This window comes from Achromobacter sp. JD417 (assembly GCF_041879325.1).
In the GTDB taxonomy this organism is placed as follows: Bacteria; Pseudomonadota; Gammaproteobacteria; order Burkholderiales; family Burkholderiaceae_B; genus Achromobacter; species Achromobacter mucicolens.
On record NZ_CP087159.1, the window covers coordinates 4,868,461 to 4,882,696 of the forward strand.

At 65.8% G+C, this 14,236-nt stretch carries 16 protein-coding genes; 9 read left to right on the top strand and 7 right to left on the bottom strand.

The window, feature by feature from the left end; translation table 11 throughout:
- Positions 1 to 113: 113 nt before the first annotated feature.
- Both LN047_RS22530 and LN047_RS22535 read right to left on the bottom strand, forming a co-directional pair.
- Positions 114 to 1,124, bottom strand: a complete 1,011-nt coding sequence (locus LN047_RS22530) for a FecR domain-containing protein (RefSeq protein WP_373980228.1) — start codon at positions 1,122 to 1,124, stop codon at positions 114 to 116.
- Entirely contained in the window at positions 1,103 to 1,612 is a 510-nt protein-coding gene (locus LN047_RS22535; protein WP_062838694.1) for a sigma-70 family RNA polymerase sigma factor, read from the bottom strand. Before LN047_RS22535 ends, LN047_RS22530 begins: the two co-directional genes overlap by 22 nt.
- Before the next feature lie 171 nt (positions 1,613 to 1,783).
- On the opposite strand from LN047_RS22535, the gene LN047_RS22540 reads away from it, so the two are divergent.
- From LN047_RS22540 to LN047_RS22555, 4 genes are all read left to right on the top strand, one after another.
- Positions 1,784 to 2,251, top strand: a complete 468-nt coding sequence (locus LN047_RS22540; protein WP_373980229.1) for a CopD family protein — start codon at positions 1,784 to 1,786, stop codon at positions 2,249 to 2,251.
- Between the two features lie 29 nt (positions 2,252 to 2,280).
- Positions 2,281 to 3,066, top strand: coding sequence for a hypothetical protein (locus LN047_RS22545; RefSeq protein ID WP_373982173.1), 786 nt, complete (start codon positions 2,281 to 2,283; stop codon positions 3,064 to 3,066).
- A gap of 117 nt (positions 3,067 to 3,183) precedes the next feature.
- Positions 3,184 to 3,873 (top strand): YafY family protein, encoded by a 690-nt coding sequence (locus tag LN047_RS22550; RefSeq protein ID WP_063952094.1) that lies wholly within the window; start codon positions 3,184 to 3,186, stop codon positions 3,871 to 3,873.
- Between the two features lie 68 nt (positions 3,874 to 3,941).
- The gene (locus tag LN047_RS22555; RefSeq protein ID WP_373980230.1) at positions 3,942 to 4,352 is read left to right on the top strand and encodes a VOC family protein; all 411 of its coding nucleotides are present in this window, start codon (positions 3,942 to 3,944) and stop codon (positions 4,350 to 4,352) included.
- A gap of 98 nt (positions 4,353 to 4,450) precedes the next feature.
- Here LN047_RS22555 and LN047_RS22560 read toward each other — a convergent pair whose 3' ends face one another.
- Positions 4,451 to 5,857 carry an amino acid permease gene (locus LN047_RS22560; RefSeq protein WP_373980231.1) on the bottom strand — a complete coding sequence of 469 codons (1,407 nt, stop codon included), beginning with the start codon at positions 5,855 to 5,857 and terminating at the stop codon, positions 4,451 to 4,453.
- 77 nt (positions 5,858 to 5,934) lie between these two features.
- The gene (kynU, locus tag LN047_RS22565; RefSeq protein ID WP_056326391.1) at positions 5,935 to 7,185 is read right to left on the bottom strand and encodes a kynureninase; all 1,251 of its coding nucleotides are present in this window, start codon (positions 7,183 to 7,185) and stop codon (positions 5,935 to 5,937) included.
- A 138-nt stretch (positions 7,186 to 7,323) separates the two neighbouring features.
- Between kynU and LN047_RS22570 the strand changes: the two genes are divergently transcribed.
- Positions 7,324 to 7,797 carry an Lrp/AsnC family transcriptional regulator gene (locus LN047_RS22570; RefSeq protein WP_152382365.1) on the top strand — a complete coding sequence of 158 codons (474 nt, stop codon included), beginning with the start codon at positions 7,324 to 7,326 and terminating at the stop codon, positions 7,795 to 7,797.
- Positions 7,798 to 7,830: 33 nt separating this feature from the next.
- Here LN047_RS22570 and LN047_RS22575 read toward each other — a convergent pair whose 3' ends face one another.
- Both LN047_RS22575 and LN047_RS22580 read right to left on the bottom strand, forming a co-directional pair.
- Positions 7,831 to 8,460: a hemolysin III family protein gene (locus LN047_RS22575; RefSeq protein WP_062838687.1), complete on the bottom strand. Its 630-nt coding sequence runs from the start codon at positions 8,458 to 8,460 to the stop codon at positions 7,831 to 7,833.
- A gap of 75 nt (positions 8,461 to 8,535) precedes the next feature.
- A complete protein-coding gene (locus LN047_RS22580; RefSeq protein ID WP_196589452.1) occupies positions 8,536 to 9,621 on the bottom strand; it encodes a P1 family peptidase in 1,086 nt (361 codons plus the stop codon).
- Positions 9,622 to 9,808: 187 nt separating this feature from the next.
- On the opposite strand from LN047_RS22580, the gene LN047_RS22585 reads away from it, so the two are divergent.
- From LN047_RS22585 to LN047_RS22600, 4 genes are all read left to right on the top strand, one after another.
- Entirely contained in the window at positions 9,809 to 10,591 is a 783-nt protein-coding gene (locus LN047_RS22585; RefSeq protein ID WP_063952100.1) for an amino acid ABC transporter substrate-binding protein, read from the top strand.
- Between the two features lie 84 nt (positions 10,592 to 10,675).
- Positions 10,676 to 11,356, top strand: a complete 681-nt coding sequence (locus tag LN047_RS22590; protein WP_056327000.1) for an ABC transporter permease subunit — start codon at positions 10,676 to 10,678, stop codon at positions 11,354 to 11,356.
- Positions 11,353 to 12,105: an amino acid ABC transporter ATP-binding protein gene (locus LN047_RS22595; RefSeq protein WP_062838685.1), complete on the top strand. Its 753-nt coding sequence runs from the start codon at positions 11,353 to 11,355 to the stop codon at positions 12,103 to 12,105. Before LN047_RS22590 ends, LN047_RS22595 begins: the two co-directional genes overlap by 4 nt.
- 305 nt (positions 12,106 to 12,410) lie before the next feature.
- On the top strand, positions 12,411 to 13,385 hold the full coding sequence (locus LN047_RS22600; RefSeq protein WP_373980232.1) for an IS110 family transposase: 975 nt from the start codon (positions 12,411 to 12,413) through the stop codon (positions 13,383 to 13,385).
- 46 nt (positions 13,386 to 13,431) lie between these two features.
- Here LN047_RS22600 and LN047_RS22605 read toward each other — a convergent pair whose 3' ends face one another.
- Positions 13,432 to 14,181, bottom strand: coding sequence for a peptidoglycan DD-metalloendopeptidase family protein (locus LN047_RS22605; RefSeq protein WP_373982174.1), 750 nt, complete (start codon positions 14,179 to 14,181; stop codon positions 13,432 to 13,434).
- Between the last annotated feature and the right edge of the window lie 55 nt (positions 14,182 to 14,236).

Sequence of the window (14,236 nt, forward strand, 5' to 3'; positions counted from 1 at the left end):
CATGACCCTCGTGAATTCAAAACCGGACAACAAGGTTCGAAAAAATTTCGGTGCGTTGAAAATCGCGCCCGCCGACACGACGCGCGAGCGGCCTGTCATGTCTTTGCCCGGCCTCATGCCGCGGCGTCGCGCGGCAGGATCGTCACCCAATACGGCGTGCGGTAGCGCACCTGCACGGGCAGCGTCGCGGGCAGCGCGGCGAGCACCGCATCGGTATCGTGCAACTGGAAGGCGCCGGAAATGCGCAGGTGCGCGATGCCGGGATCGCAGCGCACGATGCCCTGGCGGTAGCGGCCCAGTTCGGCCGCAAAGGCATCCAGCCGCAACGCGCTGGCGTACAGCACGCCGCGCAGCCAGTCGCTGGCGTGCGGGTCCGCGGGCGTGGCCGCGGCCACGGCCCCGGGCGACAGCTGGCTCTGCTCGCCGGCAGACACGTCGACGTAATGCCCTGGCTGCCCGCTGCTGGCGACGCGCACGCGTCCTTCCTGCACGCTGAGCTGACAGCGTCCACCCTCCTGGCGCACGCAAAAGCGCGAGGCCTGGGCTTCGATATCGCCCAGCCGCGTGCGCACGATGAACGGGCGCGGATGGCTGGCGGGATCGGCCACCGCGTGCACGGCGATCTCGCCGCCGCGCAAGCGCACGAGCCGCGTCGCGTCGTCAAACAGCACGTCGACGGCGCTGGAGGTGTTCAGGTGCAGCGTCGACCCGTCGGCCAGCATCACGTCGCGCCGCTCGCCCGCGGCGCTGCGGTAGTCCGCGCGCCAGTCCAGGGGATCGGCCCGCCATGCGGCCCAGCCTGCCGGCCCCGCCACGATCAGGGCGATCAGCGTCTTGACGGCGGCGCGGCGGGACTTCAGATCCGGGCGATTCAGCGCCGCCATGCCCAGCGCCGACGGAATCAGCCCGAAGCGCGCATTCACGCGTTGCGCCCGTTGCCAGGCATGTTCGTGCTCGGCCTTGCTGGCGCGCCATTGGGCGCAGGCATGGACGTCGGCGTCCGTGGCGCGTTCCGAGCTCAGGCGCAACAGCCAGCGCGCGGCCTCGCGCGCGACGTTGCGTTCGACGGCGGGCAGCTCGCCCGCCGGATCGGCCTGCGCGCTCACATCACCGCCATGATGCATTGCTCGAGTCCCTTGGTGATGTAGCGGTGCACGGTGCGTAGCGACACATCGAGCCGGCTGGCGATCTCGGCGTGGCTCAGCCCCTCCAGTTGCGCCATCAGGAACGCCTGGCGGGCGGGCAGCGACAGGCCGGCCAGCATTTCTTCGATCTCCTGCAGCGTTTCCAGGATGATGAGACGCTGCTCCGCGGACGGCGCCAGCGCCTCGGGCATCAGCGCCAGCGCCTCCATGTACGCCTGCTCGACCGAGCGGCGGCGATGGTGGTTCAGCAGCAGGCGCTTGGCGATGGTGGTCAGGTAGGCGCGCGGTTCACGCAGCGCATCCAGTTCGTGCCGGTGGCGCAACACGCGCACGAACGTGTCCTGCGCAAGATCGGCGGCATCGAAGCTGTTGCCCAGCTTGGCGCGCAGCCAGCCATGCAGCCATCCGTGATGGGCGCGGTACAGCAGGTTGACGGCGTCGCCCGAGGCGAGCACGGAATTCGGCACGGATGGCTCCCTGACTCACAACTGCAAAAATCACAACTACAAATAGAAATCAATCTCATTCTAAATGCAAAACCATGATCCAGGTCAAGTCCGCGCGCCGGCTTCGCGCCATATATCATCCCAACGACACGCGCCGCCTTCCGTGGCGCCGATCTCTACAGGCTGATCCCCATGCTCTACGCCGTCCTGCAATTCGTCCACGTCATGGCCGTGATCCTTTGGGTAGGCGGCATGCTCTTTGCCCACTGTTTTCTGCGGCCGGCGGCCGCCAAGCTGGAGCCTCCCGTGCGGTTGCCCCTCATGGCGTCGGTACTGGGGCCATTTCTGAACGCCGTGCTGGCGGCCATCGTTCTGATTCTGGTAACGGGCGCCTGGATGATCGGCGCGTCGGCCAGCCAGGCCGCCCAGACCGGCGGCGCGTTCTTCATGCCCCGGAACTGGACGTTGATGGCCAGCGGCGGCATCGTGATGACGGCGATCTTCGGCCATATCCGCTTCGCGCTGTACAAGCGGCTGGCCGCGGCCGTGGCGGCGTCCGATTGGCCGGCGGGCGGCCGGGCGATGGCCGGCATCCGGCGCTGGGTCGGCGTGAACCTGCTGCTGGGCATCGCCATCGTGGGCGTCATGTTCCTGGGGTAGCGAAGGGGCGCGCCGCCCAGGCCGAGCCCATCGACAACAGCGCCCTCGCCCAACCCGGGTTCCGCACGCACCAGGCCACCTACGGCGTGGTTTACCGCCTGCCGGCCGAGGTCAACGCCATCCTGGATGCCAAGGTCAACGGCGCCCTCAAGCAGGACCTGCTCGCGCTCGGCCTGAAAACCGAGGCCGAGACGCCCAACCTGCCGCACGTGACCGTGGTCCACATCCACAACGCCGATCCGCAGACGCCCGCGCGCATGCTCAAGGCGCTGCCCAAGCCGCCCGGACCGCTGCCCGTGACCCTGAAGACCTTCTATCCCACCGAGGCCGCCAAGGGCGCGGGTCATCCGTGGTGGCTGGACCTGGGCGTGGTCAAGAGCGGCCAGGGCTTCGAGGACATGATGCGCTACAACACCGTGGCCACCGCCGCCATTGCCCCGCTGCGCGACGGCCCGCTACCGCGCGTGACGGGCCCGGTCTACGCCAAGATGAGCGACGCCGGCAAGGAGCTGGTCAAGACGCTGGGTGTAAGCGGCGTGAACACCGTGCAGGACGGCAAGGAAGTGCGCGCGCACAACCCGCACACCACGCTGGTCTACAGCATGACGCCCTACGACGCGCGCATGCAGGAAGCCATGAAGGCCGAATCGGACAAGTTCAACGCCGTGCTGCCCGACGGCATCCAGACCACGTTCAAGGACGTCTCGATCGTGGAGATCGGCTTTGCCGGCAACGTCGTGCGCGAGATCTACCGCGTTAGCCTGGAGGACGGGTCGGTGCTGGACGTCGCGTCGGGCAAGCCGGTCCGCAACTAAGGCCGGGTAGGTAGAGCTGGCAAACGGCGTTGAAGGTCGGGGACGATCCGCGGCAGACTGTTCCCGCCTGCTGCCATTTCGTGGCAGTATTGCGCCGTCCGCCCCGCGCCCGCCCCCATGTCCCGCACTGAACGCCTCCTGGACCTGCTCCAGACCCTGCGCCGCCACCGCCTGCCCGTCAGCGGCCATCGGCTTGCGGCCGAAATGGGCGTCAGCCTGCGCACGCTGTATCGCGACATCGCCACCCTGCAATGCCAGGGCGCCGAGATCGAGGGAGAACCCGGCGTGGGCTACGTGCTGCGGCCCGGCTTCATGCTGCCGCCGCTGATGTTCAGCACCGAAGAGATCGAGGCGCTGGTGCTGGGCACGCGCTGGGTGGCCCGCCGCTCGGACGAGCGCCTGGGGCTGGCCGCCCGCAATGCGCTGGCAAAGATCGGCGCGGTGCTGCCGCAGGAATTACGTGACGAGCTCGACGCCATTCCGCTGCTGGTCGCGCCCAGCGCCGTGGCTGTCACGGATCGCGTGGATGTGTCGCTGATCCGCCAGGCGATCCGCGGCGAACAGAAGCTGGAAATCACGTACCGCGATGACAAGGGCGCCGACTCCAACCGGATCATCTGGCCGTTCGCGCTTGGCTTTTTCGACAGCGTGCGGCTGGTGATGGCCTGGTGCGAATTGCGCGGGGACTTCCGGCATTTCCGCACCGACCGCATCGCGACGCTGACAGTTGCGGGCCGATATCCCAGGCGCCGCCACATCCTGCTCAAGGAATGGCGCGCGCTCGACCACGAGGCCCGCAAAAATTGATACCGACTACTGCCAAAATCTGACAGTACCCCTGCCTATGATGAGCGCATCCCCCCCTGGAGCGCATCATGTCAGACACCAATTTCGTCATTCTGTATGTGGAAAAACCGCAGGCCAGCGCCGCCTTCTACAGCGCGCTGCTGCAGCGCCCGCCCGTTGAATCCTCGGACACCTTCGCGCTGTTTGCGCTCGACTCCGGTTTGATGCTGGGATTGTGGTCGCGCTACACCGTGGCGCCCCCGGCGGCAGGACGCGGCGGCGCGTCCGAACTGGCATTCACCGTGGCGGATGCCGACGCGGTCAACCAGCGTCATGTGGACTGGAGCCTGCGCGGCCTGCCCATCCTGCAGGCGCCTACCGACATGGACTTTGGCCGCACCTTTGTGGCGCTGGATCCCGACGGCCACCGCCTGCGGGTTTTCGCCCCCGCGCCGGAACCGGACGCCGTCCAGACAGCGCGTGCAGTCGCCGCCGTTTGAAGCATTTCGACGGCCGTATTGGTGAAAGGCCGTATGGGTGAAAAACGGCCGCTTGACGGCAAACGGCCGCGCCCTTGAGCGCGGCCGCCGATAATGCATCACGCACGCTGCCGGCGCGCGTTCATGACCACCGCTTCGCCACGCTTCTTGAACAGCAGGTAGTACGCCGCGGCCAGCAGCACAAGGAACGGCACGCCAAACACCAGCGTCAGCTTGAAGACACTGGTGAAGTACGTGGTCACCAGAATCGCCAGCATCGCCCCCGCGCCCAGCAGCGTCAGCACCGGAAATCCCGGCATGCGGAATGACAGCTTCGCGCCGCCCTCACGCACCCAGCGGCGGCGGAAGAAGTAATGGGTGACAAAGATCATCATCCAGGTAAAGAGCGCACCGAACATCGAGATCGCCATCATCAGCGTGAAGGCCGTTTCCGGATACAGCACGTTCAGCACCGTGGCGATGGCGATGCCGCTGGTGGACAGCAGCAGCGCGTTCAGCGGCGTGCCGTTGCGGGACAGCCGGCCCATCGCCGATGGCGCGTGGCCCGCCCGCGACAGGCTGAACATCATGCGCGTAGTGATGTAGAGCTGGCTGTTCATGGCCGACAGCGCAGCCACCAGCACGATGAAATTGATGACGCCCGCCGCCCCCGGAATATCCAGCACCTGCATCACCTTCACGAAGGGGCTGCCGTCCTTGCCGGCTTCATTCCAGGGCACGATGGCCAGAATCAGCGCCAGCGTCAGCAGATAGAACACGACCAGCCGGACGATGGTGGCGCGAAACGCCTGCTTGACCGCACGTTCCGGGTCTTCGGCTTCGCCGGCCGCCACGGCGATCATCTCGACGCTCAGATAGCTGAAGATCGAGATCACGACCGCGATCCACATGCCCCACACGCCGTTCGGAAAAAACCCGCCATGCGCGGTGTAGTTCGCGGTGCCGTACTGCGGATCGCCCCAGACCACATAGGCGCCCAGGATGATGAAGCCCACGATGGCGCTGATCTTGATGGTCGAGAACCAGTATTCGATCGTGCCGAACGCCTTCACGCTCAGGGCATTGATGAGGATGAGCGCCGCTGAGAACACGCAGACCCACTGCCATCCCGGCACACTGGGAAACCAGAAGGCCATGTACTTGGCCACCGCCGTGACCTCGGTGCCCACCGCCAGCACCACGCAGGACCAGTACGCATAACGCACCAAAAAGCCCGCAAGCGGGCCGATGTAGTGCTCGGCGTAAGCGCCGAACGAGCCGGACGTGGAATGCGCGACCGTCATTTCCGCCAGGCAGGCCATGAGCAGCAGCGTGATGACGCCGCCGATGGCATAGCTGATGAGCAAGCTGGGACCGGCAAAGCCGATGGCGAATTTGCTGCCCAGGAACAGCCCTGTTCCTATGGCCCCGCCAATGGCGATCATGCTCATCTGGCCGGACGTCAGCCGGCGCTTGAGTCCCTGTTCGCGTTCGGCGATCTGGCCGAACCCCTTCTGTTGTTGCATTGTCTCCTCCTGTACTGCGCATTCTTGTTGGATGTACGGCCCCCGGGGCCGGCGCGATGAGGCCTGATTTCCGGCGATCAGGTCACGGCAGACCGCTGCTTGAACTCGGGCTTGTCCCACTCCCGGTTGTCCAGCACGTCCTTCAGGATGTCGACCGCGTCCCACACATCGGCGTAGCCGAAATACAGCGGCGTCAGGCCAAAACGCAGGACCTCGGGCTCCCGGTAATCGCCGATCACGCCGCGCGCGATCAATGCCTGCATGACTTCAAAGCCGTTGGGATGGCGAAAGCTCACGTGGCTGCCGCGATCGGCGTGCGTGCGCGGCGTCACCAGCGTCAGCGGGTGGCCGGCGCAACGCGATTCAACGAGGTCGATGAAAAGGTCACCCAGCGCCAGCGACTTTTTGCGGACTTCGTCCATGCCGGCGGCGTGCGCCACGTCCAGGCCGCACTCGACCAGCGACAGCGACACGATCGGCTGCGTGCCGCACAGGTAGCGGCGGATGCCGCCCGCGGGCTCATAGGCCACGGCCATGTCGAAGGGGCGGCTGTGTCCCCACCAGCCGGACAGCGGCTGCCAGAAATCCTTGGTGTGCCGCGGCGCAACCCAGATGAAGGCGGGCGAACCGGGGCCGCCGTTCAGGTACTTGTACGTGCAGCCCACGGCGAAGTCGGCGTTGGCGCCGTTTAGGTCCACGGGCACCGCGCCGGCCGCATGCGCCAGGTCCCAGATGGCTAGCGCGCCGCGCTCGTGCGCCTTCGCCGTCACGGCGGCCATGTCGTGCATCTGGCCGCTGCGGTAATTGACGTGGGACAGCAGCATGACGGCGACGGAATCGTCCAGCGCCTTGTCCAGCGGCAGGTCGTCGTCGATCAGGCGCATTTCGTAGCCCTGCTGCAGCAGGTCGATCATGCCCTGGATCATGTAGAGATCGGTGGGGAAGTTGTCGCGCTCGGACAGGATGACGCGGCGCGCGGGTTGTTTGTGCTGCTGGATGCGCAGCGCGGCGGCCAGCGCCTTGAAGATGTTGAGCGACGTGGTGTCGGTGACGACCAGTTCGCCCTCGCGCGCGCCCAGCAGGCGGCCCAGCTTGTCGCCCAGGCGCGCCGGCAGGTCGAACCACCCCGCCGTGTTCCAGCTGCGGATGAGGCCGTTGCCCCATTCGTCCGCGATGACCTGCGCGGCGCGCGCGGCGGCGGTCTTGGGCAGAACGCCCAGGGAATTGCCGTCCATGTAGAGCACGCCGGGCGGCAGATCGAATTGTTCTTTCACGCCGGCCAGGGGATCCTGGCGATCGGCGTTGACGCAGGCTTCGCGAGTGTTCATGTTCCGTTCCTTCCAACTGGATTCGGGATACATGCTATCAGCGCACTCGGTCCGAAAAATTGCAAAATCGGTCGTGACTTACCCTGGTTTTCCGCATTAAATTGCATTCACCATCATTTTTTCGAACTGGATTGCGCCATGCAGATCGACGCCATAGACCAGCGCATACTTGCCCGCCTGCAGGAGGACGGACACCTCAGCAATCAGGACCTGGCCGAACAGGTGGCGCTGTCGCCGTCCGCCTGTCTGCGGCGCGTGCGCGCGCTTGAAGAAGCCGGGCTCATCCGCGGCTACCGCGCGGTGCTGGACGCCGAAAAACTGGGCTTCGAGCTGGAGGCCATCGTCCATGTGTCGCTGGACCAGTCGCGCGCCGGCTGGCACGAGGAATTCATGGCGGGCATCGCGCTGCACGACGAGATCACCGAAGCCTGCATCGTCACGGGCGCGTCCAACTACATCCTGACCGTGCGCACGCGCAACCTGGCAGCGTTTTCGAATTTTGTCGAAGACAAGCTCAGCAAGATCCCGGGCATGCGCGATCTGTGCTCGCACATCGTCATGCGCAAGGTGAAGAACCGCGAAGGCATGCTGCCGCTGGCGGCTTGGCGATAGCCGCTTCCGTCCGCCGTCCGCAACCGGAATGCGCTATACCGGCGCGTGCTCCAGAAACCCGAACACCGTCACGAAATGGCAGGCCGTGCCAGCCATGACGAAGAGGTGCCAGATGCCGTGCGCATGCCGCCAGCGCTGGTCGTTGGCGTAGAACAGCGTGCCGCAAGTATAGATGGCGGCGCCTGCCAGCAGCCACGTCAGCCCCGCCGACGACAGCGCGCCTGCAATCGGGGCGGCAAAGGCCACGCCCAGCCAGCCCATCGCCAGGTACAGCGGCAAGGCGGGCGGCGCGTTGCGCGCCCACCAGAGTTCGCGGCTGATGCCCACGAAAGCCAGCAGCCAGATCGCCACGCCCATCGCGGCGCCCCAACGATGGTCCACGGGGCCAAACGCCAGCGGCGTGTACGTGCCCGCGATCAGCAGGTAGATGGCGCAGTGGTCCGCCTTGGCCCACATTTCCTTGCGGCGCCCTCGCGAGCAATGAAACAGCGAAGACGACGCATACACCGCGATCATCGACGCCGCGAACACCGCGCAGCTGATGATCTGGCGCGTGTCCACCCGCAGCTCGGCCGCGCGCGTGATCAGTGCGCCGGATGCCAGCACCGCCAGCGCCAGCCCGGCCAGATGCGTCACGCCATTGAGTCGTTCGCCTTCCTGCATGTGCGCCCCCGCGCCGGCGGCATGCCGGCGCCTGTCATCATGGCGCGCTTATATGACAGCGGCGGGACAGCGGCATCACCCCACGAAATCCACCGCGGCCGGATAGCCTTCGATGGCGCGCGCGGCCAGGACTGCGCGCTGCACCGCGATCGCCATCGCTTCGGCCGCCATGACGCCCAGCAGCATCACATTGGCCGTCTTGCCCGACGCGCCCGTGCCCAGCGCAAAGATCGTGTCGCCGTCGAGCATGGTGTGGATGGGGTTGATCGTGCGAGCCAGGCCGTCATGCGCCATGCCGGCGATCTTCTGGGCTTCGGCCTTGGTGAGCCGCGCATCGGTGGCCACCGCGCCAATGGTGGTGGCCGCGCCGGCGCGCATGGACTTGGGCAGATCGCCCGCCAGGATGGCCGCGCGGGTGTCGTGCAGCGTCCTGCCGTCCGCCGTGCGCGCGCCGGCCAGGATGCGCCCGGTGGCCGGGTCCAGCACGTCGCCCACCGCGTTGACCGCGACAATTGCCCCCACCGTCACGCCCGCCACCGTCAGCGACGCGCTGCCGATGCCGCCCTTCATGGCGCGCTGGGGACCATATAGCTTGCCTACGGTCGCCCCCGCCCCCGCGCCCACGTTGCCTTCCTGGGGTGCGTCGGCGGTGGCGGCCCGGCAGGCCTGATAACCCGCGGCGGCATCGGGCCGCACCGACGCATCGCCCACCCCCAGGTCGAACAGCACCGCGCTCGGCACGATGGGCACGAAGGCCACGCCCACATCAAAGCCGATCTTCTTTTCTTCCAGATAGCGCATCACGCCCGAGGCCGCATCCAGCCCGAACGCGCTGCCGCCGGTGAGCACGATCGCGTGCACCTTGTCGACCATGTTGATCGGATTGAGCAGGTCGGTCTCGCGCGTGCCCGGCGCCGCGCCGCGCACGTCCACGCCGCCCGTCGCGCCCGCGTCGGCAATGATGACCGTGCAGCCGGTGGGCCGGCGCGTTTCCGTGTAATGCCCGACCCGCAAGCCCGCCACGTCGGTGATGCTGCCGCCGCCCGGCAGCGCCGCCGCGCCGCCGGCGCCTTGCGCGGGCATCGATCCCGCCGCCGCCGCGCCCGCGGCCGCCATCATGAACGCACGCCTGTTCCATTGCTGTTGCACATCCGTCTCCATCAAGGTAATGCCTGAAGGATCCCGGGCCGACTGCGCCGGGCGTCTGGTAACGCTATATGACCTGCGGCTATATTTTTACTATTCCTTATGCTTTGTGGAAAAATAGGCCGGTTGTTAGAGTGCCGCTACGCCGGAGGGCATTGCAGGCCCACATGCTCTCCACAGTGATCATCCGTGGAGCATTGCCATGAAACTCTTTCGTACGCTTTTCATCGCCGGCCTCGTCCAGGTCGCCGCCCTGTCCGCCGCCCATGCCCAGTCCGAACTGGACCAGATCAAATCCGCGGGCGTCTTCAAGATTGGCACCGAAGGCACCTACGCGCCGTTCACCTTCCACGATGCATCCGGCAAGCTTACCGGCTTTGACGTGGACATCGGCCGCGCCATCGCCGAGCGCCTGGGCGTGAAGGCGCAATTCATCGAAGGCAAGTGGGACGGCCTGATCGCCGGCCTGGACGCCAAGCGCTACGACGCCGTCATCAACCAGGTGGGCATCACCGATGCGCGCCGCGCGAAGTACGACTTCTCCGATCCCTACATCTCGTCGGCCGCCGTGCTGATCGTGCGCGACGACAACACCAGCATCAAGTCCTTCGCGGACCTGAAGGGCAAGAAGTCCGCCAACACGCTGACCAGCAATTTCGGCAAGCTGGCGCAGAGCCACGGCGCGGAAGTGGTCGCAGTGCAGGGCTTTAACGAAGCCATCGATCTCTTGACCTCCGGCCGCGTCGAGGCCACCGTCAACGACAACCTGTCGTTCCTGGACTTCAAGAAGCAAAAGCCCAATGCCCGCGTGAAGATCGCAGCCACGGACAAGACGGCGGAGTTCAGCAATTCGGGCGTCCTGATCCGCAAGAACAATCCTGAACTGCAGGCCGCCATCAACAAGGCGCTGGCCGACATCAAGGCGGACGGCACGTACAAGACCATCTCGGTCAAATACTTCGGCACGGATCTGTCCGCGCAGTAACCCTCTGGAGCGCCCATGACGCTGCCCCCTTGGCTTCACGCCTTCCTGCCGGACTGGCTGCTGGCAAAAATAGGCGAATGGTCGGTGCCGGCCTGGGTGCAGCTGATGGCGGATTCGTTCTGGCCGCTGCTGCACGCGGGGCTGGTGTTCACGGTGCCGCTCACGCTGATGTCCTTTGCGCTGGGCCTGGCGCTGGCGTTCGTGGTGGCGCTCATCCGCCTGTTCGGCCCCGCGCCGCTGGTGGCCGTGGTGCGCTTTTACGTCTGGCTGATCCGCGGCACGCCGCTGCTGGTGCAGCTGTTCGTGATCTTCTATGGCCTGCCCAGCGTGGGCATCGTGCTGGACCCGCTGCCCGCCGCGCTCATCGGCTTCACGCTGAACGTCGGCGCCTACAACTCCGAGGTGATCCGCGGCGCGATCGAATCGATCACCAAAGGTCAATGGGAAGCGGCCTATTCGCTCAGCATGACGCGCGGCCAGGCCCTGCGCCGCACCATCCTGCCGCAGGCGGCCCGCGTGGCCGTGCCGCCGCTGTCCAATTCGTTCATCGCGCTCGTCAAGGACACCTCGCTCGCTGCCGTGCTGACCGTGCCCGAGATTTTCCAGGCCGCCCAGCGCATCGCCGCGGTCACGTACGAGCCGCTGATCCTGTACACCGAGGCCGCGCTGATCTATCTGGCCTTCAGCTCCGTCCTGTCCGCGGCGCAGGTGCGGCTGGAGCGGCGCTTCGGCCAACACGCGATGTTTAGCGAGAAGACCCGATGATCCGGCTTGAAAAAATCGAAAAGTCCTTCGGCGGCAATCCCGTGCTCAAGCAGGTGGATGTGCAGATCGACGAAGGCAGCGTCACCGCCCTGATCGGCCCATCCGGTAGCGGCAAGAGCACCCTGCTGCGCTGCGTGAACCTGCTGGAAGTGCCGGATCGCGGGCGGCTGGAGATCGGACCGGAAACGGTCGACTTTGAACCCGGCCGCAAGCTGACGCGTGAACAGGTCCAGGCCGTGCGCATGCAGACAGGCATGGTGTTCCAGAACTTCCAGCTCTTTCCGCATCAGACCGTGATCGGCAATGTGATGGAAGGGTTGGTGACGGTCCAGAAATGGCCTGCCGATCGTGCGCGGGCGCGGGCTGAGGAACTGCTGCGCAAGGTAGGGATGCTGGAAAAGGCCGATGCGTGGCCCGCAAACCTGTCCGGCGGCCAGCAACAACGCGTGGCGATCGCCCGCGCGCTTGCGCCCGCGCCGCGTGTTCTGCTCTGCGACGAGCCGACGTCGGCGCTGGACCCGGGTTTGGCGGCGGAAGTCGTGGACGTCCTGCGCCAGCTGGCCGCGGAAGGCATGACGATGCTGATGGCCACGCATGATTTGCGGCTGGCAGCCAGCGTGTCGCGGGAAGTGGTGTTTCTGCTGGATGGCGTGGTGGTCGAAGCCGGCGATTCCCGCACGGTGTTCTCACAACCGCAGGATCCGCGCACGGCCACGTTCATCTCGACGCTGACGCAGGAAGCGCCGTAGATCCGGGGGGCTCGTGGATCTCGGTGTCTGACACCCTCTGCGGAGCTGCCACGAGTTGACGGTCATCTCCCCAGGGAGTCAGACACCTTGTATCTTGGCCACTGTAGTGATTAGCTATCGCTACAAGCGGACCGATGAGCGTGTTCAGACACCTAGAGCTTGGACTTTGTGGTTCAGATTACGCCTCGGTTCCGCACCTCTGAGCCGGCTGGACACTGGACGGTAGCCTAGGGCATTGGACCCTGTATGTACAAGGCAAGTGGGCGCAGCGGGCTTCTTTGGTATTGGCAAGGGAGCTTAGGTTTATGTTTTTTCTCGGAATTGACGTTTCTAAGGCGAAGCTGGATTGCGCGCTGCTTGGCAGCGATGCCAACAAACGCAAGACCAAGGTCGTACCCAACTCGATAGCGGGCGTGCAGACGCTGCTGCAGTGGTGCGCCAAGCAGGGAGCCGAGCGGGCGCAGTTGCATGCCGTGCTCGAGCCCACAGGGCAATACCATGAGCAGGCTGCCACGGCCCTACATGACGCTTCGGTCAGTGTCTCGTTGGTCAACCCTGCCCAGGTGCGCGACTTCGCCGGTGCGCTGGCAGTGCGCTCCAAGACCGATGGGATCGATAGCTACGTGCTGGCCCGCTACGGTCAGGCGCTCAAGCCTGGGCTGTGGCGCCCCGCGCCGCTGCATGCCCGTCAACTACGGGCCTTGTTGGCTCGGCGCGACGCGCTGGCCAAGGATCTGCAGCGCGAACTCAATCGCCAGGAGAAGACGCAGTTCAGTGATCCACCCGTGCTGGTCGAGGGATCCATCGCCAAAACGATCGCGTTCCTGCGCGAAGAGATCAAACGCCTGGATCATGCGATCAATGACCACATCGACCGCCACCCGGACCTGAAGGAGGATCGGGAACTGCTGACCAGCATCCCCGGCATCGGGGATCGAGCGGGGAACTCGATCCTGTCGATCATGCATAACCGACCTATCGAGTCAGCCGAGGGCTTGGCCTCCTACCTGGGGGTGGTGCCGGTGCAACGCCAGTCCGGCACCAGTCTGAACAGCCGGCCGCGGCTATCTAAAACGGGTCCCAGCACGGTACGTGCCACCCTCTACATGGCCGCTATCGTCAGCAAGCGCTTCAACCCACACGTTGGTGCGCTTTACGCGCGGCTCTTAGCAGCTGGAAAGAGCAAAATGGCCGCGCTAGGCGCGGCCATGAGAAAGCTGGTGCATCTATGCTTCGGCGTGCTTAAAACTCGGACACCGTATCGGTCCGACTACGCCTGAACGCTTGACGGTCAAGACGGTATCTGCCGCAATGCGGAGAGGCCGGCTACTTCGGCGGCAGGGAGCCCGCCGGGTCGACCGCCTGGCCGTCGTAGCGCAGTTCGAAGTACAGCCCGACCTGCTTGCTGTCGCTGTTGCCCATCTCGGCGATCTTCTGTCCTTGCGTCACGCGCTGGCCTTCCTTGACCAGCAGCTTGCTGTTGTGCGCGTAGATGCTGAGGAAGTTGGCGTTGTGCTTGACGATCACCAGATGCCCGTAACCGCGCAGGCCGCTGCCCGAATAGGCCACGGTGCCCGGGGCCGCCGAGACGACCGGCGTGCCGGCGGCGTTGCTGATGACGATGCCGTTCGAGCCCGAACCGTCGTAGCCGCGCGTGACCTTGCCCTGTGCGGGCCAGACCAGCGAAATCGCGCCGGGCGGCGCCGTGCGCCGTTTGCCGGGCGACGCGGTGGCGCGCGGCGCGGGTTTGGGTTTGGTGCTGGCCTTGCTGGGCGGCGAGGAGCGCGCCTGCCCGGCGGGCGGCTCGACCCGCAGCAGCTGGCCGACTTCGATCGTATTGGAGTTCGACAGGTTGTTCCACCGGACCAGATTACTGACCGTGGTGCCTTCCTTACGCGCAATCTGATAGAGGGTGTCGCCCGACTGGACCCGGTAATACCCAGGCTGGACCTTGGTCGTGCCGCACGCGGTCAGCAGCACAAGTAATGCCGCCATCAACGCGCCCAACCATAAGCGCGTATAGGGCCCGGCACGCCCCCGTCCGGCGGGCGGTACGCTGCTGGACAAGTTGGAAATGGGCAAGGTCGAAGCGGACACGGTCGAAACGGACAAGGTCTGAACGGACACGCTC